Raw genomic sequence first — 22,087 nt, forward strand, 5'->3', positions numbered from 1 at the left:
AAGAGCGAATGGATAGTACGGAATTCAAATGGACGTCGTAATCGTAGAATCGCCAGCAAAAGCCAAGACAATCAATAAGTATTTGGGCAAGAATTACAAAGTCTTGGCTTCTTATGGGCATGTGCGAGACCTCCCTTCGAAAGACGGTTCCGTGCTCCCCGAAGACGACTTCGCCATGACCTGGGAAGCGGATGCGAAATCGAAAAAGCGGCTCTCCGAAATTGTCGAAGCCGTCAAGGATTCCGACCGTCTGATCCTCGCGACTGACCCTGATAGAGAGGGTGAAGCGATCTCCTGGCACGTGCTTGAGGTGTTGAAAAAGAAGCGTGGCCTGCTCAAGGACAAGCCGATACAGCGGGTTGTGTTCAACGCGATCACCAAAGAGTCCATTCTCAACGCGATGCAACATCCGCGCGATATCGATACGCCGCTGGTTGATGCCTATCTGGCCCGTCGCGCCCTTGACTATCTCGTCGGTTTCACCCTGTCGCCGGTGCTTTGGCGCAAGCTGCCCGGCGCCCGCTCTGCCGGACGCGTGCAATCTGTTGCCCTGAGGCTCGTCTGCCAGCGGGAAGAGGAAATTGAAGCCTTCGTGCCACAGGAATACTGGTCGATTCTGGCCGATCTCCAGACGGCAGCAGGCGCTGACTTCCAGGCTCGCATCACTGCGGTTGACGGCGAGAAGAAAAGCCGCCTCGACATTCGAACCGGGACAGAGGCAGCCGACATCAAGAAGCTGGTCGAAGGGGCCAGCCTCGCCGTGCGCTCCGTCGAGGCAAAGCCGGTCCGCCGCAATCCCTTTGCGCCATTCACCACATCGACCCTGCAACAGGAAGCCTCGCGCAAACTCGGGTTTGCAGCAGCGCGCACCATGCAGATCGCCCAGAGGCTCTATGAAGGCGTCTCGGTCGGCGGGGAAACCACCGGCCTCATCACCTATATGCGTACGGACGGCGTCGAGATTGCGCCCGAAGCCATCGCCCCCATTCGCAACGCCATCGAGCGGGAATATGGCAAGCAGTATCTGCCCGACGCGCCGCGTCATTATACTGTGAAGGCCAAGAACGCACAGGAAGCGCACGAGGCGATCCGGCCGACCGACATCAACCGCCATCCCAAGCAGATGGCAAAATATCTCGATGACGAACAGCTCAAGCTCTACACTCTGGTATGGCGCCGGACGCTGGCCAGCCAGATGGAATCGGCCCAGCTTGAACGCACCACCGTCGAGATCACCGCCACCAACGGCTCCCGTAGCGCCGAGCTGCGCGCCACCGGTCAGGTCGTCCGCTTCGACGGCTTCCTGACGCTCTACACAGAATCCAAGGATGACGAGGACGACGAGGACAGCAACCGCCTGCCGCCAATGAGCGAAGGCGAGGCGCTCAAGCAGAAGGCCGTTACCGCCAGCCAGCACCACACCGAGCCACCGCCGCGCTACACCGAAGCAACGCTGATCAAGCGCATGGAAGAGCTCGGTATCGGTCGCCCGTCCACCTACACGGCAACCCTGTCCGTGTTGCGGGATCGTGGCTATGTGGTGCTTGACAAGAAACGCCTGATCCCGGAATCCAAGGGACGTCTGGTCACCGGCTTCCTGTCCAATTTCTTCGAGCGCTATGTGCAGTATGATTTCACGGCGGAGCTGGAAGAGAAGCTCGACCTGATCTCCAACGGCGAGCTGGAATGGAAGGACGTGTTGCGCGACTTCTGGAAGGAGTTTTCCTCCCACGTCGACGGCACCAAGGAACTGCGCGTCAGCCAGGTTCTGGATACCCTCAACGAGGTGCTCGCCTCCTATGCCTTCCCGCCACGCGAGGATGGCTCGGACCCGCGCGCCTGCCCGTCCTGTTCAGATGGCAAGTTGAGCCTCAAGACCAGCCGCTACGGCGCCTTTGTCGGTTGCTCCAACTATCCCGAATGTGGCTATACCCGCCAGTTGTCGAACGATGGCGATGGCGACGCGCAACAGGTTGGCGAAAACGGCACCAAGCTGCTTGGAACGGATCCCGCCACCGGTCTCGACGTCACCCTGCGCTCGGGCCGCTTCGGCCCCTATGTCCAGCTCGGCGAGGAAGCAAAGCCCCCCCGCTCGTCCATTCCGAAGGGATGGGACATCGAGAGCCTTGATCTTGAAAAGGCCCTGCAGCTGCTCTCCCTGCCGCGCGAAGTGGGCGAACACCCCGAGGACGGCAAGATGATCACCGCCGGGCTTGGTCGCTACGGTCCGTTTGTGTTGCATGACGGCACCTATGCCAATCTACCCGGCATCGACGATGTCTTCACCGTCGGCCTCAACCATGCTGTCAGCCTTCTGGCTGAAAAGCGCGCCAACGGCGGCCGTCGTGGCGCCGCCCAGTCCCTCAAGGAACTGGGTGAGCATCCCGATGGCGGCGGAGCCATCACCGTGAAGGCCGGTCGCTACGGCCCCTATGTCAACCACGGCAAGGTCAACGCAACCCTGCCCAAGGACATGAAGCCGGAAGACGTTACCCTCGAGCAGGCGTTGGAACTGATTGCTGCCAAGGCTGGCAAGACCCCGGCCAAGAAAGCCACTGAAAAGAAGGCTTCGGCCAAAAAGACGGCAGCGAAGAAGACAACCGCCAAAAAATCGACAACCAAGAAATCAACGGCCAAGAAGAAAGCAGCATCCGACGACGCGGCAGACGAAGCCGGGGAAAAAGAGGATAGCTGAGATTTCGGCAACAACCAGTATCCGTTGCCCGCATCGCCTTGTGTGTAACCCTCCCGTTGCCCATGGTGCATGCGGCCTTTCGGCCATGATGAGAAGGACCGCCCAGTGATACGCAAACGCAGACCCACGATGGAGGACGGCCTTCCCTCGAAAGACGAGATCCTCGCCTTCATTGCAGAAAACCCCGGCAAGGCAGGCAAGCGTGAGATTTCCCGCGCCTTTGGCATTTCCGGCGGCGCCCGCATCGGGCTGAAACGCCTCCTGAAGGAATTGACCGAAGACGGTCATATCGAGAAGAACCGCAAGCGTCTGGTCAAGACCGGCGAGCTGCCCGCCGTGGGCGTCTATCGCATTCTTGAGCGCGATGCGGAAGGCGATCTTATCGGCGTTCCCGTCAACTGGGAAGTCGGAGAAGAGGGGCCGCCCCCTCGCCTGCTGATCGAGCCTGACAAGAAATCAAAAGCCATTCCCGGCGTCGGCGACCGTGTGCTGGCCAAGCTGATCGACCGCGAAATCGACCAGTTCGAGATGCCCGGCGTGCGTCAGGCGGTCCGTGTCATCAAGATCCTGCCCAAGCGTGAGGATTCCATCCTCGGCATCTATCGCCGCGACCCGATCAACGGCGGCGGCAGGCTTGTGCCCATCGACAAGAAGACCCAGGAACTTTCCATCGACGATGCCTCCAAGGGGGATGCGTCCGATGGTGATCTGGTTGCCGTGTCCATCACCCGCTCTGGCCGTTCCAAGACACCGCGGGCCCATGTGCGAGAAGTGATCGGGCCGATGGCCTCCGAGCAGGCGGTCAGCATGATCGCCATTCACGCCCTTGGCATCCCCTATATCTTCCCTGACGCCGTGTTGGCCGAAGCCGAACGCGCCACCCCGCCCGATCTTCGGGGCCGGGAGGACTGGCGCGATGTGCCGCTGATCACCATCGACCCGGCCGACGCCAAGGACCATGACGACGCCATCTACGCCGAACTCGATGAAGACCCGGCCAACGAGGGCGGGGTCATCGCCTATGTCGCCATCGCCGACGTCGCCTATCATGTCCGCATGGGCGGCAACATCGATCGCGAGGCTCTCAAGCGCGGCAACTCGGTCTATTTCCCTGATCGCGTCGTGCCAATGCTGCCCGAACGCATCTCGAACGATCTCTGCTCCCTGAGGGAAGGTGAAGACCGTCCGTCGATGGCCGTGCGCATGGTATTCGACAAGTCTGGCAAGAAGAAGCGCCACAGCTTCCACCGGGTCATGATCCGCGTGGCCGCTGGTATCTCCTACAATCAGGCTCAGAGCGCGATTGACGGCAATCCGGATCAGGTTACCGGACCGATCCGGGAATCGATCCTGAAGCCTCTCTGGGCCGGTTACGAGGTACTCAAGGCCGGACGTGACGCCCGCGAGCCGCTTGAACTGGACATTCCCGAACGCAAGCTGACCCTCAAGCCCGACGGCACCATCGACAGCGTCTATGTGCCGCCACGCCTCGACGCCCACAAGCTGGTCGAGGAATTCATGATACAGGCCAACGTGGCCGCCGCCGAGACACTGGAGAAGCACAAGCAGGGTCTGATCTACCGCATCCATGACAATCCGTCCCCGGAAAAGCTGGAAGGCCTGCGCGAATTCCTGCAATCGATGGACCTGAGCTTCCCCAAGGGCGGCAACCTGCGCCCATCGATGTTCAACATCATCCTCAGGCGAACGGCTGAGACCGAACATGCACCGCTGGTCAGTCAGGTGATCCTGCGCTCGCAGGCACAGGCGGAGTATAATCCCGAGAACATCGGCCATTTTGGCCTCAACCTCTTGAAATATGCCCACTTCACCTCGCCGATCCGCCGCTATGCCGACCTTGTGGTCCATCGCGCCCTGATCGCCGCCCTGAAGCTCGGCGATGATGGCCTGCCCGTCGGCTTTGACGGCAAGCTTGCCGATATCGCCGGCCATATTTCCACCACCGAACGCCGCGCCATGGCTGCCGAGCGGGATACCAAGGATCGCCTCATCGCCTCCTTCCTGTCCGACCGGGTCGGCGCCCGCTTCAAGGGCAAGATCTCCGGCGTCACCCGCGTCGGCCTGTTCGTCCAACTTTCGGAGACTGGCGCTGACGGGTTTATTCCGGCATCAACACTGGGCTACGACTATTACCACTTCGACGAAACCAACCATCAGCTGGTAGGCGAAGCCACTGGGGAAACCTTCCGGCTGGGCGACAGCGTCGATGTCAAACTGGTCGAAGCTGCACCCTTTGCCGGTGCCCTGCGCTTCGAAATGCTCTCGGAGGGTCGCAAACACCCCAAGGGCAAGGCGCCGAGCCATCTGACCCGCAACGGTCGCGGCAACAGCGGCTTTGCGGCACGGGGGCGCAAGAAGCCCGGCACCACGCAACCGAGGACTGTCAAGCCAAGGGGCAAGAAGGGACGCAAGCGCTAACCGAACCCAAAGCCCGAGCAACGGCAGTTTGACCATGATACGGAAGATTGAAAAAATCGAGATCCACGCGGAACTGACTGCCAACGCGCAAAGGCTTTATGACGGCACCCTGCCCAAGGTACGCCCCAAGGACGCCGCCACGCTCATCATTCTGGATCGCACCCACGGCGCGCCCAAGCTTCTGATGGGGCGTCGCCACATGCGCCATCGCTTCATGCCGGGCAAGTTCGTCTTTCCCGGCGGGCGCCTCGACTCCGATGATCGTCTGGTGCCCTGCGCCAGTGACCTTGACGACAGGGTCATGGAGAAGCTGCGATTTGAAGCCAGAAACGGCGCCAGCGACATGCGCATGCGTGGGCTCGCTGTCTGTGCCATCCGCGAGACCTACGAAGAAGCAGGCCTGTTCATTGGCGCTCCGGGAGAGAGCGCGCGGCTCAAGGGCACCGACTGGGAAGCCTTCAGAAGCCGCGGTCTGTTGCCCGCCCTCGCCCCCTTGCGCTTCGTCGGGCGCGCCATCACACCGCCGGGCAGAAACCGCCGCTTCGATACCCGCTTCTTTGCCGTCGACGCAGAGCACATCACAGATCATCTGGTCGAAAAGACCGGTCCATCAGGCGAGCTGGAGGACCTCCACTGGCTCACCATTGCCGATGCGCACGCACTGGATCTGCCGCGCATCACCAAAGAGATTCTCCACGAGCTCGATGAAAGACTGAAGCGCGATCCCGATCTGGCGCCGCAGACGCCGACTCCCTTCTTTTTCATGCGGGGAAAATCCATGCTACGGGCAGAAATCTGATCTCTGCTCCGAAATGGTAAAAGGCGCAGAATTCCGAGCTTTTTCAATCCGCACAGGACGCCATATTTGGCCATTTTGCAAGATTGGCGTCGATAAATCGAAGCATCCTCTTGACAATAGGCCAACTTTGCGTAGTTTGGCGGCTCGAAACAGGTTTTTGCTGAGCCGGTCTCTTTTCCGCTCAGCACATCTTCGGCCCGACAGTCGAGACCACAGGATGCCCAACGCATCCAACCTCTAATGCGGGCCCAAAAGACGGAAAAGACTCATGGCTAAGGCAACAACAATCAAGATCCGTCTGGTCAGCACCGCTGACACGGGTTACTTTTACGTCACCAAGAAGAATTCCCGCACCATGACCGAAAAAATGGTCAAGCGGAAATACGATCCGGTGGCTAAGAAACACGTCGAGTTCAAGGAAGCTAAAATCAAGTAAGGCCTCCCTGTCTTGTCGACAGTTCAAAAACCCGCTTGCCGACGGCAGGCGGGTTTTTTGCATTCCAGCCTTAGAGAAGATCTCTTTCCACCCTTCTCCCCTGTTCTGCGTTGTTGCCCCTCCAGTGGCCCGTCCGCCCGGCGAGCACCTCCACGGACGCCCCTCCGATTGGTATCGGCTCCGAAATGGCTACATATTCCGACAGAAAGGTCACAAAAAATGGACCTGTCCAGCAGGATAAAAGCGCAAAGAAATGGGGTGGAATGAGGATAAAGGATGGCCGGTCCAGTTGCAGACCACTTGAGGAGGCCACTCTTGCTGCTACTGAACCGACCAAAACCCTACGGCCCCAGGAGATGCGGCGGACCTGAAGAACCCGTAGGGAAAAACGATGACAACGACGACAAGAGAGCGCGCATAAACCTGCAGTCCCACTGCATGGCTAGCAAACGGCGTCCCCATCCCGTTCTCCAACGCTTACAAGCCTAACAAAAAAAGTGACAATTTCAACGAATTGTTTACCTGAATCGATAGAATCTTATCGGTTGATAAAGAATTAAGGTAAATTATCGCGGTTTTTGAACCTCAATTCTTGGATAACACGCGCATACGTTGTTCATTTGACGTTTTCTCACCTAAAAAAACAACTTAAGGCAGGCAACCATCAACAGATTCGCAGCCCTTTTTGGGCAGCTAGTTGGAGTTGCATGTCAATGGTGGAAAACCCTGCCGAGAAAATACATACATTGGCAAAGAACTGCAGGACCAATGGATTACCACTAAAGACGCTATCGGATAGTTTTGATTCTTGAAGGCGCAAGGCTGCAGTCACAATCAAGCATCCAGCCGCACCGCCTTCAGCCACCAAGATGTAATTACTTACAAACAAGATTAGATCAAGATATACGAAGTAATACTAAGCAGCACAAACTTGAGCGACAACAACACGGTTGCGACCATCATGCTTGGCCTGATAGAGCGCCTGATCTGCCCGCTTGAGCAGTTCGTCCTGCGTTTCAAGGCCCTTGCAGCTTGACGCCAGTCCGATCGAGACGGTCACATCGATCATCTGTCGGCCCTTGTGAATGATGAAGGGCTTCTCGAATACCTTCTTGCGAATGCGCTCAGCCACCACCGTTGCCAACGAATGGTCCGTATCCGGCATGATGACGACGAATTCCTCTCCACCATAGCGGCAGACAAGGTCGATCCCGCGGGTGTTCTTGCGCATGCGCTGGGAGAATTCCTGCAACACCTCGTCACCGGCATCATGGCCATGGGTGTCATTGACGGACTTGAAGAAATCGATATCCATCAGCAGCACCGACAAAGGCTTTTGCTTCTCCCGTGCCGACGACAGAAGGGCGTTGAGGTGGGATGTCATGTAGCGGCGATTGTAGAGCTGGGTCAGTCCATCCATGATCGCCAGCTCCATGGTATGCTGAATCGAATCGCGCAAGGCATCGGTGTAGCGCTTGCGCAGAACCTGGGTATGCAGGCGCGCCAGCAACTCGTTCTTGTCCACCGGCTGACAGACATAATCGTCCACACCCAGATCGAAGGCCCGCATGATGCGCTTCTGATCGGCTTCCTGAGCCAGAATCAGAATGGGAACGAGACGCGAGGATTCGATGGACCGCACCTGAGCACAGAGCCGCAACGGGTCGCCGGTCTGCATGTCCAGATTGATCAGCAGACAATCGAAAGCCTGATCGGAACAGCGCCGCAAGGCCGCCGTGATATCATTTTCCAGAAACAGATCGAACTGTCCGGCGACCTGTTTGCGGATGCGTTCTGAATTGGAACGCGAGTCATCGACCAGCAGAATCTGCCCGCCCTCATGGTGCATCAGCCGTTGGAACAGAGCGCTGCTGTCCAGCCCCATCTGCTCCGAGGTGTGGGCACGGGAGCGCAGCTCGTCGAGCATCATCTTGACACGGACCAAGCTCTTGACCCGCGCAATCAGCGCCAGATCATTGACCGGCTTGGTCAGGAAATCATCCGCCCCGGCCTTCAGCCCGGCAACCCGGTCGCTGATCTGGTCAAGCGCCGTAACCATGATCACGGGAATATGCATCATCTGCGGATCGGCCTTGATCCGGCGACAGACTTCAAACCCGTCCATTCCGGGCATCATCACATCTAGCAGAACGATATCAACCGTGTTGTGGGAGAGAATCTCAAGCGCTTCCGGACCACTGCTGGCACAGAGAACATCAAAATATTCGGCAGACAGACGGGCTTCCAGAAGCTTGACATTGGCTGGATTGTCATCAACGACGAGGACGCGGGCAGACATTTGCTTTCAACTCCGGGCTAAGCGTCACCTGCATAGGTGCGCACAGTCTCAATAAACTTCGCAACCGAAATGGGTTTGGACAAATAGGCTTCGCACCCGCCTTGACGAATTCTTTCCTCATCCCCCTTCATGGCAAAAGCGGTTACGGCGACCACGGGGATGGGTCTGAGATCGTCGTCTTCCTTCAGCCACTTGGTAACTTCGAGACCGGAAACTTCAGGCAGCTGGATATCCATCAGGATCAAATCCGGCATATGTTCCCTGGCAAGTTTCAGCGCATCCAGACCATTGCGTGTTCCCACCGTCTCGTAGCCATAGGCTTCGAGCAGATCAAGAAACAGTTTCATGTTGAGTTCATTGTCCTCGACAATGAGAATCTTCTTGGCCATGGTCCAGTCCGCAGCTCGAATGTGATGGACAGAGCTGACACACCGATCAATCAGATCTGGGTTTCCGTATCAGATGCGCATAGTATTACCTATATCGTACATACAGAATAAACCTTTCAAAAGGGCAAACGCTGAATCATGCAGAAAAAACAATTTGGCCTGACACTCGAGGAAGCCGAGACAATTGGCATCAAGGCGCTGGGATTTTTATCAAATGATCCTGACCTGTTAGGTCGGTTTCTGGCTCTCTCCGGTCTTGACCCGAGCAGCCTGCGCGACGTCGCTTCGGAGCCCTCGTTCCTTGCTGCCATACTCGATTTCCTGCTCTCGGACGATTCGCTGGTTCTGGCCTTTGCCAGCAACATGACCCTTGCCCCGGAAGATGTCGTCACCGCCAAGCTGCGGCTGGATCCCATGAGCATGGCAACCACGGGCGCATTATAAGCTCACCACCACAACGGACCGCACGATCAGGATGGAACAGTTTCTCTGCCGCGATTGCCTTGAGGAAGGAAACGGAGCACCCCGACGCTGCCCCCGTTGTGGCTCGCCGCGTCTCATCCATCATGAGGAACTCAGAGCGCTGTCCATCGCCCATATCGATTGCGATTCCTTCTATGCCTCCGTCGAAAAGCGGGACAATCCCGAGTTCCGCGACAAACCGGTGATCATCGGCGGCGGCGAGCGCGGTGTGGTCGCTACCGCCTGCTACATTGCCCGTATTCGCGGCGTCAAATCCGCAATGCCGATGTTTCAGGCCCGCAAACTCTGTCCGGAAGCGGTGATCATTCGGCCAAACATGAAGAAATACAGCGAGGTAGGCCGACAAGTTCGCGCAGCAATGCAGGCGCTCACGCCCCTTGTCGAGCCCCTTTCCATCGATGAGGCCTTTCTCGACCTGTCCGGCACCGAGCGCCTCCACCATGCCTACCCCGCCCTGACGCTGGCCCGCTTTGTGCTGCAGGTTGAAAAGGACATCGGCATCACGGTATCGGTCGGTCTCAGCCACAACAAGTTTCTGGCCAAGATCGCCTCGGACCTTGAGAAGCCTCGCGGCTTTTCGATCATCGGCAAGGAAGAGACAAGGCGGTTCCTCAAAGACAAGCCCGTCTCCATGATCTGGGGTGTCGGCAAGGTCTCGCAGGCCCATCTGGCAAGGGACGGCTTCCTGACCATCGGGCAGTTGCAAACAGCAGATCCGGCCAAACTAGCCAAAACCTATGGCGCTCTGGGCCTGCGCCTTGCCAAACTGGCGCAGGGCGAAGACAGCCGCACAGTCTCTCCCGATTCGGAAACCAAGAGCATCAGCTCCGAGACCACCTTCAGCAAGGATCTCTCGCAAGCCGACGACCTGCTGCCGGTCCTGAGGCGCCTTGCCGAAGACACCTCCAAACGCGCCAAGGCGGCAGGGCTGGCCGGGCGAACCGTGACCCTCAAGCTCAAGGACGACCACTTCAAAAGCATCACCCGCAGCCGCTCCCTTTCGGATCCGACTCAATTGACTGACAGGATCTTCCTGATCGGCAAGGACCTGCTGCTGCGCGAGCTGGCCGCAAAAAAGGCCGCCTATCGCCTCATCGGTATCGGCATCAGTGAACTGCACCCCGGCGAGTTCGCCGACCCGCCGGATCTGGTTGACATTCAGGCAGGCAAACGGGCAAACGCGGAAAAGGCCATGGACCTGCTCTCCAGCAAGTTCGGCGGCAAGATGGTGGAACTGGGCCTGACCATGAAAGGCAAGCTTGTCGCCGATCGCAACCCCGAGGCCCAGAAGAATGTGATTCATTCCGCGCAGAAGCCCGACAAGGACAGCGGCCTCGACTGACACCGCAACAGCACCCACCGTCCCGCAGAACCGCAGATATGCAGCCAGAGCAGCCTCATGCGGGGAGAGATGCGGTAAAATGCGTGTGCCAGACAAGCTTTTGCTTTCAATACCGTACCGCCTCGCCTAAATGTTGATCATGCTCACGGACCGGGCAGCCTTTTTGCTATCCGCGCCGGAGACCAGAACAAACCAGACCTTTCTATGGAGTTGAACATGTCAGGCGTCATCGAAGCCAAACTTGCAGACCTCGGAATCACCCTTCCGGAAGCAGCAGCCCCTGCTGCCAACTATGTTCCCTTTGTCAAAAGCGGCAACCAGCTTTTCATTTCCGGTCAGATCCCGCTGAACGCTGCTGGCGAAAAAGTCATCGGCAAGCTGGGTGACACCATGGAAACCGCCGCTGGTCAGGAAGCTGCAAAGCTCTGCGCCATCAGCCTCATCGCCCAGATGAAGGCCGCCACCGGCGATCTCGACAAGGTGGCTCGCGTGGTCAAGCTGGTCGGCTTTGTCAACTCCACTCTTGAATTCGGCGATCAGCCGGCCGTCATCAACGGCGCTTCCAACTTCATGGTCGACGTCTTTGGCGACAAGGGCCGCCACGCCCGCTCCGCCGTCTCCGCAGCCTCCCTGCCGTTCGGCGTTGCCGTCGAAGTGGAAGCCATTGTGGAACTGGAAGACTAGGCGTTTCGCCTTTCTGTAATCTGGCTAATGGCGGCAGCGGCTGCCGTTGGCCCCCTGCCAGCTATCCCTCATCTATTTTTTCCGTTCAGGCCTCTTAGAGGGTTACAATTTCAGCAAAGTCTCTTAAATCTCAGCTATAGTTTGATTTTTGCGAGAGGCCATGCCTGACCCATGTCTGAAACATCCGGTTACCAGTTGCATGTCGTTCATTCCATGCGAGAGATCGGAGAGGAACACTGGACGGCCTGTCTTGAAGACACCCTGAGCAAGACCAGATCCAACCCCTTTCTGTCCTATGCCTTTCTAGACGCTCTGGAGCGCTCGGGCTGCGCCAGCGAGGAAACCGGCTGGATGCCGCACCATCTGGTCCTCAAGGACGAAAATGACGCTGTACTGGCCGCCCTGCCGCTTTATCTCAAGTCGCACAGTCAGGGCGAATATGTCTTTGACCACGGCTGGGCCGATGCGCTGGAGCGGGCTGGCGGGCAATATTACCCCAAGCTGCAAAGCGCCATTCCCTTCACCCCCGTCAACGCCCCCAAGGTGCTGACCCGCAAGGGCGTCAACGAGGCGGTGGCCGTTGCCGCCATGGCCAGCGGCATGAAGCAGCTCTGCGAGCGTTACCCCATCTCCTCGGCCCACCTGACCTTCCTGCCCGAAAGGCAGAAAAGCGAATTCGAAGAACAGGGCTTTCTCGTCCGACGCGATCAGCAATTCCACTGGATCAACGAGGATTACGACAGCTTTGATGATTTCCTCGCCCAGCTTTCCTCCCGCAAGCGCAAGAATATCCGCAAGGAACGCCAGACCGCCCACAGCCACGGCCTGACCATCCATCGCAAGCAGGGCGATGCCATAACCGAACAGGACTGGGACGCCTTTTTCGCCTTTTACATGGACACCGGCTCGCGCAAATGGGGCCGCCCCTATCTCAACCGGGAATTCTTCTCGATGATCGCCGAGACCATGGCCGACCAGATCCTTCTGGTACTGGCCTATGAGGGCGACAATGCGGTGGCCGGGGCGCTCAATTTCATCGGCGGTGACACGCTCTATGGTCGCTACTGGGGCACCATCGGCGACTATCCCTGCCTGCATTTCGAGCTGTGCTACCACCAGGCCATCGAATGGGCCATCGAGCACAAATACCTGTGCGTGGAAGCAGGCGCACAGGGCGAGCACAAGATCGCAAGAGGCTATGTGCCACAGACCACATGGTCGGCCCACTGGATCGACCATCCGGCCTTCCGCGAGGCCATTGAGGACTATCTGAACAGGGAGCGGCGCGCAGCGGCCGCCGAGCAGGAGTTCCTCACAACCCACACCCCTTTCAAGAAGGGCGACGGATAGATTTCACAGCCGCGCGCTGCTAGTCTCGCCGCCAACAGTTTCAACCAATCAATGGATTCGATCATGAACACGCCAGCTTATGACAGCGACAATATCTTTGCGAAAATCCTGCGTGGCGAAATCCCCTGCCACAAGCTCTATGAAGACGAGCTGACCTTTGCCTTTCTGGACGTCATGCCCAAGGCAGACGGCCACGCCCTTGTGCTGCCCAAGAACCCGTCCCGCAACATTTTCGACACCGCTCCGACCGATCTGGCAGCCGTTGTTGCCACCACCCAGAAGCTTGCCATGGCCGCGATGATCGCCTTTGATGCCGATGGCATCACTGTGCAGCAGAACAACGAGGGTGCTGGCGGGCAGGAAGTCTTCCATCTGCACTTCCACGTCGTGCCGCGCCACGAGGGCGTTGCCCTGCGCCCGCAGACCGGCAAAATGGCCGACCCGGAGTTGCTGGCAGGCCACGCCGAACAGCTGCGCAAGGCGCTCGAAAGCCTCTGACTTTCAGGCGACAATCGCTCAGATCTGAAAAGGCAAAGGGGCTCAAAGGAGCCCCTTGTCATATAAAGTCATGTCATCGGAACGCTAAACAGAAGCGCAAGGCCTGTGAGCGTTGCGGCCCCGAGCAACACCGCAACAAACAGATTGCGGACCAGCCCGAAATAGAACCCGACCGACACCGCCACGGCAACCAGTCGCATCCAGACCGGCACCTGTAGCAGAGCGCCTGTAGGGAACAGGATCAGCCGAGTGATGACCCCGGCCACCAGCGCATTGGCGATCGCCCGCGCCAACAGGATCCATTCGCTGTCATCGCGCAAACGACCAGCAAAGGCCACCCCGAGCCAGCGCCACATCTCCGTGGGCAGCGAGGCTGCCAGAAGCATGAACAGATAGGGCCACCATGCCGTGTCAAAGCTGTCAAACAGGATCGTCATGCCAGCCGCCTCTTCCAGTAGCCCACCGCATAGGCCCCAATGCCGCCCACAAGCCCTGTGAGCACCAGCCCGACCTCCGGCACGATCAGCGCAAACAACGGACCGAGCGCGAAGCCGAACACCAGTGCCAGCTTGTCCGACAGCAACCGGGCGGCGCTTGGCAGCGTCAGGAGGAAATAGAGCGGTGTCATCAGAAACAGCGCAGCGGCCACGACGGGCGGCACCACCCCTGCGATGCCATGCCCAAGAGCAACGACCCCGATGCTGAGAATGGCCAGAGAAACCGCAAACCCGGCAAAAAACGGCACGCGTCCATAGCGCGGCAGGCCAGGCAGCTCTCGCATGCCGAACACCCATGAGGTGATGGCCGTGAAATGGGCCAGCAGCACCAGCTTCCAGGTCTGCGTCCCCTTGTCCCGAACCTCGGGCACGAAGGAAACGACCATCGGCATCATCCGCACCGACGCCAGCGCCACCGCCACGAAGATGGCCAGCGCGCCCGACCCAGACAGGATGCCGCCAATCAGAATCACATTGCTGGGAATGGCCCACGTGGTGAAGGTCATGAACATCGCCAGATAGAGGTCTATGCCACTCTCATGACAGAAACTGCCGAACCCCAAGAGGGAGAAATAGAGCACGATGGCAGGCGTCGACAACAGATGGCGCATGCCCCGGCGATACCAGTGCCAGCCAGAAAGCCGCTCCTGAGGCAAAAGCCCGGAGCCGTGATCGGAAAACTTGTTTGATGACATGATGAGGAACTTGGCAAGATGACAGGGTAGCCACAATGGCATAGAGCCTTCCCGCATTCAACCCACGAGCCACACCTGCCACATCGCCCATGCTGCGTGCTCGCAGTGTCGGGCCTACCAGCGCCAGAAGGCCGGCATCAGGATGGTCAGCGCGGAGAGAATTTCCAGCCTCCCCAGAATCATTTCAATACTCAAAAGCCATTTGCAGATTTCCGGCAGGCTGCTGAAGTTGCCTGCAGGCCCGATAATGTCGCCAAGGCCGGGACCAACGTTTGCCAGTGCCGTTGCAGAGCCGCTCATTGCCGTCACGAAATCAAGCCCGCACAGCTGCAGGGCAATGGCAAAAACAATGAAGGTCGCAAAGAACAGGAAGATGAAGCTGAGCGTCGATGCGGCCATTTCGTCATCCACAACCTGCGTGCCATAACGCATCGGGATGATACGGTTGGGATGGATCAGCTTGGCAACCGCCTTCTTGATGATCAGCCAGGCAATCACGAAACGGAACTGCTTGATGCCACCAGCCGTCGAGCCCGAACAGGCGCCAAAGAAGGTGAGGATCAGGAACATGACCACGAACAGAGAGCCCCATTCCTGATAGTCTCCCGCACCAAAGCCGGTCGTCGTCACGATGGAAATGACATCGAACAGCGCAATCGCGAAATCCTTGATCACCGGACCCGGCGACAGCCACTGCTTGGCAAAAAAGATGACGACCGCAGCGATCAGGACGCCCTTGAGATAGAGCCCGATCTGCGGATCCCTGCCCCGGTCAGCAGAAAAAAAGCGGATCATGTAGAGAAACGGCAGGCCACCAAAGAACATGAACAGCGAACCGGCAAAATAGATGCCGACGCTATCAAAATGCGCCATCGAACCATCGGAGGTCGAGTATCCGCCCGTGGAAAGGGTGGTCATGGCATGGTTGACCGCCTCAAAGAAGGTCATGCCCAGCACAAAGTAGGAAACGGCGCAGGCCGCCGTCAGAGCCATGTAGACAAAGGCAATCTTGACCGCAAACTCGCGAATGCGCGGGTAAGGATTGTCACTCTGCTCGGACGATTCCAGAAAGAACAGCTTCTGTCCACCAGAGCCAAGCATCGGCAGAATGGTGATGCCGATGGCCACGATACCCAGACCACCGAGCCATTGCATCAGCGACCGCCAGAACAGAAGCCCCGGAGCCATGGTGTCCAGTCCGCTCAGGACCGTCGAGCCGGTGGTCGTGAAGCCCGAGGCCGACTCGAAATAGGCATCCGCATAGGTGATATCGAGCGACGAGAAATAGAGAGGCAGAGCCGCAAAGGCACTGAGGACGAACCAGCTGCCATTGACGAACAGGATGGAGCTGCGAATGTTCCACTCCCCTTCCTGCCCACGCATGGCCAGAAACAGGGCGATGCCAAAACCGATCGATATCGACCCGCCGCCCAGAAAGGCGTGCCAGTCCTGACTTTGATAGGCCAGATCGACGATTGCGGGAAAGAACATCATCCCGCCCAGTGCGGCAATCAATATCCCGAGTGCTGAAAGCACGGGGTCACCTCTTCATTCGCGGAGTCATCTGGCTTGTTTATCCACCAAACGTATTCCGGGTCAAGCGCGAGCATGTCTTTTGGCGAGAAGGCCACCGCCTTCCGCTGCTGTAGCATGCATTCATAGCGTGCGCGAACCGCGAGAGCTTAGCTTGCTCGCTGTCCCTTGCATAGAGCCATACGCCCGCCCAAGACCCGGACACCGGCCTCAGACCGGTTCTCCTGATACCGCAGCGGGGGAATCCAGCAGATCCGTTCCATAGGAATTATCAACAGTGCAGAGCCAGTCGCCGCTGTCCGAGCGCTTGAAAACATAGCTTGCCCGACGCACCAGCGTCAGATCCCAGCCATCGGAATCAACCGTGTCGAGAAAGGTCTTCATCACCACCAGCGCCGTATCACCACCTTCAAACACTTCCATTGGCCCCTGACGAACCGTCAGGTGGTGGTTGAAATGATCGGCGATGGCCTCGAAGGCTTTTCTGATCCGCGCCTTGCCCGTCACCGCCATGCCGGGCTGAACGACCAGCGTCGCGTCTTCGGCATAGAAGGCCATCAGACCATCAAAATCCTCTGCCGAGATCGCCCGGTCAGCGGCTTCGATAACAGTTTGCAATGCTTGGGAGGTCATTTCCGTCTCCTTGAAAAATCCCGAGAGACGGCAACAAAAAACCCGCCTCAGGCGGGTTCCGATAAGTGATATGCGCACACGAAAACCCACCATTCAAGGAATGGTGAGAATAATCGACTGAAACTGGTTGCACATCTGGTTCATGCCCAATCATGTATCGTCAAATCGCCTGCATTGCAAGCGGACTCTGACCTCGACCTGCCCTGGCCCACACTCATTTGTCGTCAAAGAACTGCTGATAGAGCAGCAAGAGCACCAGCATCAGCCCAGCGGCAAGAGTGAGGATATTCTTCAGAAGCTCCATGCCGTCGGCCCGTCCGGTTGCCGGATCAATGAGACTGCCAAAAATCCCGTTAGGAAAGGCCGCACGCATGATGGCGCTTGCCCCCATAAGGGAAACGAGGGCAAAGGCAAAGAACAACAACAGATTTCGCAACCAGCCGGGCATTTGGGGAAACATGGAAAAAAGCGCCCACGTTACCGCAGGCGCTCCTTGTTGCTATTTCTTGTCGGCTTTGGCGACGCTCGGAACCGCCGCCTTTTTCCTTGCTGGCGATTTGCGGCCAGCCTTCTTGCCCGCATCGCTGTCGGCAGCCTTGGCGCTCGACTTCTTCGTCTTTGGCGCTTCGGCCTCTTCCTTGGCTGGTTCTGGCTCGTCCTCGTCGATGACCTTGAGGAACAGCTTCTCCATGTTGTCGAGATCGATGTCGACGCGCACGGTGCCGCCCTTGACCAGCTTGCCAAACAGGATCTCCTCGGCCAGCGGCCTCTTGATATGCTCCTGAATGACCCGGCCCAACGGACGGGCGCCCATCTTCGGATCGTAACCCTTCTTGGCCAGCCATGCGGTGGCAGCATCGGTCAGCTCGAAGGTCACCCCGCGATCGGCCAACTGGGCCTCCAGCTGCATGACGAACTTGCGCACCACCTGATGGATAACCTCCGTCGGCAGAGCCGCGAACGGAATGACCGCATCAAGACGGTTGCGGAATTCCGGCGTAAACAGCTTGTTGATCGCTTCCTCGTCGTCCCCTGAACGGGCAGACTGGGTGAAGCCAATCGCGGGCTTGTCCATTTCGCTCGCCCCGGCGTTGGTCGTCATGATCAGGATGACATTGCGGAAATCCACCTGCTTGCCGTTATGGTCGGTCAGCTTGCCGTGGTCCATCACCTGCAAGAGGATGTTGTAGAGATCCGGATGTGCCTTCTCGATTTCGTCAAGCAGCAGCACGCAATGCGGATGCTGGTCAACGCCGTCAGTCAGAAGACCGCCCTGATCAAACCCGACATAGCCCGGAGGCGCACCGATCAGACGGGAAATGGTGTGCTTCTCCATATATTCCGACATGTCGAAGCGCAACAGTTCCACGCCCATCAGATCGGCCAGCTGGCGCGACACTTCGGTCTTGCCAACCCCGGTCGGACCGGAGAACAGATAGCTGCCAATCGGCTTTTCCGGTTCGCGCAGGCCCGCCCGCGCCAGCTTGATCTGACTGGTCAGGGCATCAATGGCCTGATCCTGTCCATAGACCATCCGCTTGAGATTGAGCTCCAGATTGGACAGAACCTCGCGGTCGTCCTTGGAAACGGTCTTCGGCGGAATCCGGGCCATGGTCGCGACAGTGGCTTCCACTTCCCGCACCGTGATGCTCTTGCGGCGTTTGGACACTGGCAGCAACTGCTGGGCAGCGCCGGTTTCGTCGATGACGTCAATCGCCTTGTCCGGCAGTTTCCGGTCATGGATATAGCGCGCCGACAGCTCGACGGCCGACTTGATCGCCTCATTGGTGAACTTGACGCTGTGATAATCCTCGAAATAGGGCTTCAGGCCTTTCAGGATATCGATGGCGTCCGGAATCGACGGCTCATTGACGTCGATCTTCTGGAACCGGCGCACCAGTGCCCTGTCCTTCTCGAAGAACTGGCGATATTCCTTGTAGGTGGTTGAGCCCATGCAGCGCAAATTGCCCGCAGCCAACGACGGCTTGAGCAGGTTGGAGGCATCCATGGCCCCGCCCGAGGTCGCCCCGGCGCCAATCACCGTGTGGATCTCGTCAATGAACAGGATCGCTCCGTCATATTCCTCGATCTCCTTGATGACGCGCTTGAGGCGCTCTTCAAAATCACCGCGATAGCGGGTGCCTGCCAAAAGCGTGCCCATATCGAGCGAGAAGATGGTTGCCCCCTTCAGCACGTCCGGCACCTTGTCCTCGACGATCCGCTTGGCCAGCCCTTCGGCGATGGCGGTCTTGCCCACGCCCGGGTCGCCGACAAACAGCGGGTTGTTCTTGGACCGGCGGCAGAGCACCTGGATGGTGCGATGGATCTCGGCGTCGCGCCCGATGAGCACATCGATCTTGCCCTCGCGGGCCTTGTCGTTGAGGTTGACAGCATAGGCCTTGAGAGCCTCGGCCTTACGACCGCCCTCTTCCTCATCGTCCTCGTCGAAGTCGAAATCCTCTTCCATGTCATCGTCAACACCGGTCGGTGCAACGCCATCGGCGAAGCCCGGAGCCTTGGCAATGCCATGGGAAATATAGTTGACCGCATCATAGCGGGTCATGTCCTGCTCATGCAGGAAATAGGCCGCATGGCTTTCCCGCTCCGCAAAGATGGCAACGAGCACATTGGCCCCCGTCACTTCCTCGCGGCCGGAGGATTGCACATGGATCACCGCACGCTGGATGACGCGCTGGAACCCGGCCGTCGGCTTGGAATCCTGCCCATTGGTCATGACGAGATTGGAAAGCTCGTTGTCGATGTAATCGAGCAGGTTCTTTTCCAACAGATCCAGATCCACCCCACAGGCACGCATAACCGCAGCCGCGTCGCTGTCGTCAATCAACGCGAAAAGCAAATGTTCCAGTGTTGCAAACTCCTGCGAGCGCTCATTCGCGGTCATCAGAGCCTTATGCAGGGCAGCTTCCAGACTGTTAGAAAATGATGGCACTTGGTATCCTCACTTTTTTTCCATGATGCATTGCAGCGGATGCTGGTGCTGATGGGCAAAATCCATCACCTGGCTCACTTTGGTTTCCGCCACTTCATAGGTAAAGACTCCACACTCCCCGACACCGTGATGGTGAACGTGAAGCATAATACGGGTTGCATCTTCCCGGCCCTTGTTGAAAAACGCTTCCAGGATGTGAACAACGAACTCCATCGGGGTGAAGTCATCATTCAACAACAGAACGCGATACATGTTTGGACGCTTGGTCTTGGGTTTGGCTTTTGTCGTCAACCCCAGGTCTTCATCTTCATCCAGGCGACGAATATCCTTACTCATTGCTTGAATTGTCTCCACAAATCCCCCGGCCGAATGCCGGGATGGTCATCTTGTCAGTCTTCCCCAACGGGGCTTGTCGGTCAAATCTGTTGCCGGTTTGGGGCATAGTTGGCTGGCTTTGAATCAAGACGTGACACCCAAGAGTGTGACATACAAAAAACCTTTGATGCCACAAAATAATGTAAGCACGTCATTCTCGCATTGTAAGGGTATATGCTTCGATATCAAAATAACTGAATTATCGAAATTCACCGATAGATATCAGCCACATGGGACAATTTCATTGCAACTGACGCAATAATAATTTTTTGCAAATTGATCTGAGGGCCTCATTTTTTACCTTTTCCTAACCGAGTTTACATACCCTTTTTAAAAAGGTTGCGAGAGGCGACGAATTTGTCCTGCCCATCTCGCCCAACGAACAAAACCCAAAGCGGAAAAATCCGTCAGTCATGACAACATTCAAAGGACGTCAAGTGTTTAGAGTAGCGTTCAGAGCCACACGGCGTGCAGTGCTTGCGCGCCCAGTATACATGATCGCCGCAACCGCATTCCTGGCGATCAGCGCGCTGGCTTTCACTCAGTCTGCCCTAGCAGCCAACTCCAAATATGCCGGCTACGTTATCGATGTCAAAAGCGGCAAGGTCCTTTATTCAGAGAACGCCAATTCTCTGCGTTATCCTGCTTCGCTTACCAAGATGATGACCCTTTACATGCTCTTTGAAGAGCTGGAAGCCGGTCGCATGTCCATGAACACGCGCCTCAGCGTGTCCAGACATGCCGCAGGTCAGGCTCCCTCCAAACTTGGTCTGAAGCCGGGCAGCACCATCGCTGTCAAGGACGCTATCCTCGCTCTGGTCACCAAATCCGCGAACGATGTGGCCGCCACAATCGCCGAGAATATCGGCGGGACCGAGTCCAAATTCGCGCGCATGATGACCGACAAGGCGCATTCCATCGGCATGAGCCGCACCACGTTCAGGAACGCATCTGGCCTTCCGAACTCCCAACAGCGCACAACGGCCGCCGACATGGCCCTGCTTGGTCGTGCCCTGCAGGACAGGTTCCCCACCTATTACAAACTGTTCAACACCCGTGTCTTCCAGTATGGCAAGGCCCGCTACGGCAACCACAACAAGCTGCTTGGTCGCGTCACCGGTGTTGACGGTATCAAGACCGGCTACACCCAGGCTTCCGGTTTCAACCTTGTCACCAACGTCAATACCGATGGCCGTCACATTGTGGCCGTTGTCATGGGCGGCAACACCGGAGCAAGCCGCGACGCTGAAATGCGGTCCCTTATCAAGAAATACCTGCCCAAGGCCAAGAGCGGCCGCAGGGAAACCGCCCTTGTCGGCGTACCGTCTTCGTCGTCACGCAATTATGTGCAGCTGGCCGAGACCGTGCCTCTGCCGAAAGCCAAGACGATCGAACCTGCCGGAACGATTGAACTTGCATCAGTAGCGCCGGTTCTGCCGCAGCCTGCCGTAGAGACCGTGTCTGTACAGCCTGCCATGCAGCTGGCCAAAGCGGATGCCGGAGAGCTCGAAGTCTTGCCGAAAGCGGGGCTGACCACGGGTTCAACCTTGCGCGCCGCGATCACTGCATCCGTTCAAGAGATGCCGGCCCCTCGGCCACGCCTGACAACCGCCGCACTTGCAATCCCTCCGCTGCCACGGGCTGCGAACGATCCGGTTGGCGATCTGTCTACCCATTCGGCCCCGCTCCCGATGGCAGCGCCAGCAACTCGCGAAAGCGTTCCTGCAGGCTGGCAGATCCAGCTCAGCGCAACCCCGTCACTTGAAGCTGCCAACGAAATCCTTGACAAGGTAAGAGCAGACAACAAGCGCATGCTCAAGGGCCGCGTCAATCATACCGAAGCAGTTGAAAAAGGAAGCACCACACTCTATCGCGCCCGCTTTGCCGGTTTCCCGAGCAAGTCTGCAGCCCGCGATGCCTGTGCGGTCCTGAAGAAACAGAAATTTGCCTGTCTGGCACTGAATCCTTAGTTGTAGTTGAGTAGTAGGAG

19 protein-coding genes are annotated in these 22,087 nt (G+C 57.9%); 10 read left to right on the forward strand and 9 right to left on the reverse strand.

What is annotated here, in order from left to right; genetic code table 11:
• Positions 1–28: 28 nt before the first annotated feature.
• The 4 genes from topA to rpmG all read left to right on the forward strand — a co-directional run bounded on the left by topA (position 29) and on the right by rpmG (position 6,369).
• Positions 29–2,695, forward strand: coding sequence for a type I DNA topoisomerase (gene topA / locus DSL70_RS09670; protein ID WP_119307690.1), 2,667 nt, complete (start codon positions 29–31; stop codon positions 2,693–2,695).
• A gap of 129 nt (positions 2,696–2,824) precedes the next feature.
• Positions 2,825–5,134, forward strand: coding sequence for a ribonuclease R (gene rnr / locus DSL70_RS09675; RefSeq protein ID WP_245418172.1), 2,310 nt, complete (start codon positions 2,825–2,827; stop codon positions 5,132–5,134).
• Between the two features lie 34 nt (positions 5,135–5,168).
• On the forward strand, positions 5,169–5,933 hold the full coding sequence (locus DSL70_RS09680; RefSeq protein ID WP_245418151.1) for an NUDIX hydrolase: 765 nt from the start codon (positions 5,169–5,171) through the stop codon (positions 5,931–5,933).
• 268 nt (positions 5,934–6,201) lie between these two features.
• Positions 6,202–6,369: a 50S ribosomal protein L33 gene (rpmG, locus tag DSL70_RS09685; protein WP_090071899.1), complete on the forward strand. Its 168-nt coding sequence runs from the start codon at positions 6,202–6,204 to the stop codon at positions 6,367–6,369.
• Between the two features lie 916 nt (positions 6,370–7,285).
• On the opposite strand, the gene DSL70_RS09690 is transcribed toward rpmG, so the two are convergent.
• Positions 7,286–8,668: a PleD family two-component system response regulator gene (locus DSL70_RS09690; RefSeq protein ID WP_119307692.1), complete on the reverse strand. Its 1,383-nt coding sequence runs from the start codon at positions 8,666–8,668 to the stop codon at positions 7,286–7,288.
• 17 nt (positions 8,669–8,685) lie between these two features.
• On the reverse strand, positions 8,686–9,057 hold the full coding sequence (locus DSL70_RS09695) for a response regulator (RefSeq protein WP_090071903.1): 372 nt from the start codon (positions 9,055–9,057) through the stop codon (positions 8,686–8,688).
• Between the two features lie 138 nt (positions 9,058–9,195).
• Between DSL70_RS09695 and DSL70_RS09700 the strand changes: the two genes are divergently transcribed.
• The 5 genes from DSL70_RS09700 (at position 9,196) to DSL70_RS09720 (ending at position 13,414) form a co-directional block, all read left to right on the forward strand.
• Entirely contained in the window at positions 9,196–9,501 is a 306-nt protein-coding gene (locus tag DSL70_RS09700) for a DUF3572 domain-containing protein (RefSeq protein WP_119307693.1), read from the forward strand.
• A 31-nt stretch (positions 9,502–9,532) separates the two neighbouring features.
• Positions 9,533–10,882: a DNA polymerase IV gene (locus DSL70_RS09705; RefSeq protein ID WP_119307694.1), complete on the forward strand. Its 1,350-nt coding sequence runs from the start codon at positions 9,533–9,535 to the stop codon at positions 10,880–10,882.
• 216 nt (positions 10,883–11,098) lie between these two features.
• Positions 11,099–11,566, forward strand: a complete 468-nt coding sequence (locus DSL70_RS09710) for a RidA family protein (RefSeq protein ID WP_119307908.1) — start codon at positions 11,099–11,101, stop codon at positions 11,564–11,566.
• Between the two features lie 171 nt (positions 11,567–11,737).
• Entirely contained in the window at positions 11,738–12,916 is a 1,179-nt protein-coding gene (locus DSL70_RS09715; protein ID WP_119307695.1) for a GNAT family N-acetyltransferase, read from the forward strand.
• 63 nt (positions 12,917–12,979) lie between these two features.
• On the forward strand, positions 12,980–13,414 hold the full coding sequence (locus DSL70_RS09720; RefSeq protein WP_119307909.1) for an HIT family protein: 435 nt from the start codon (positions 12,980–12,982) through the stop codon (positions 13,412–13,414).
• Positions 13,415–13,482: 68 nt separating this feature from the next.
• Here DSL70_RS09720 and DSL70_RS09725 read toward each other — a convergent pair whose 3' ends face one another.
• From DSL70_RS09725 to clpS, 7 genes are all read right to left on the reverse strand, one after another.
• On the reverse strand, positions 13,483–13,851 hold the full coding sequence (locus DSL70_RS09725; RefSeq protein ID WP_119307696.1) for an AzlD domain-containing protein: 369 nt from the start codon (positions 13,849–13,851) through the stop codon (positions 13,483–13,485).
• Positions 13,848–14,648, reverse strand: coding sequence for an AzlC family ABC transporter permease (locus tag DSL70_RS09730; protein ID WP_162916539.1), 801 nt, complete (start codon positions 14,646–14,648; stop codon positions 13,848–13,850). The genes DSL70_RS09725 and DSL70_RS09730 overlap by 4 nt, the downstream gene beginning before the upstream one ends.
• Before the next feature lie 72 nt (positions 14,649–14,720).
• Positions 14,721–16,142, reverse strand: a complete 1,422-nt coding sequence (locus DSL70_RS09735; protein WP_162916541.1) for a TrkH family potassium uptake protein — start codon at positions 16,140–16,142, stop codon at positions 14,721–14,723.
• A 207-nt stretch (positions 16,143–16,349) separates the two neighbouring features.
• Positions 16,350–16,772, reverse strand: a complete 423-nt coding sequence (locus DSL70_RS09740) for a YybH family protein (protein WP_119307699.1) — start codon at positions 16,770–16,772, stop codon at positions 16,350–16,352.
• Between the two features lie 214 nt (positions 16,773–16,986).
• A complete protein-coding gene (locus tag DSL70_RS09745) occupies positions 16,987–17,232 on the reverse strand; it encodes a hypothetical protein (protein WP_119307700.1) in 246 nt (81 codons plus the stop codon).
• Between the two features lie 39 nt (positions 17,233–17,271).
• Positions 17,272–19,722: an ATP-dependent Clp protease ATP-binding subunit ClpA gene (gene clpA, locus DSL70_RS09750; protein ID WP_119307701.1), complete on the reverse strand. Its 2,451-nt coding sequence runs from the start codon at positions 19,720–19,722 to the stop codon at positions 17,272–17,274.
• A gap of 9 nt (positions 19,723–19,731) precedes the next feature.
• Positions 19,732–20,058 (reverse strand): ATP-dependent Clp protease adapter ClpS, encoded by a 327-nt coding sequence (gene clpS, locus DSL70_RS09755; protein WP_119307702.1) that lies wholly within the window; start codon positions 20,056–20,058, stop codon positions 19,732–19,734.
• 476 nt (positions 20,059–20,534) lie between these two features.
• On the opposite strand from clpS, the gene DSL70_RS09760 reads away from it, so the two are divergent.
• Positions 20,535–22,067 carry a D-alanyl-D-alanine carboxypeptidase gene (locus DSL70_RS09760; protein WP_245418152.1) on the forward strand — a complete coding sequence of 511 codons (1,533 nt, stop codon included), beginning with the start codon at positions 20,535–20,537 and terminating at the stop codon, positions 22,065–22,067.
• The last annotated feature ends 20 nt before the right edge of the window (positions 22,068–22,087 follow it).

Source organism: Cohaesibacter haloalkalitolerans (assembly GCF_003574655.1).
Classification (GTDB): domain Bacteria; phylum Pseudomonadota; class Alphaproteobacteria; order Rhizobiales; family Cohaesibacteraceae; genus Cohaesibacter; species Cohaesibacter haloalkalitolerans.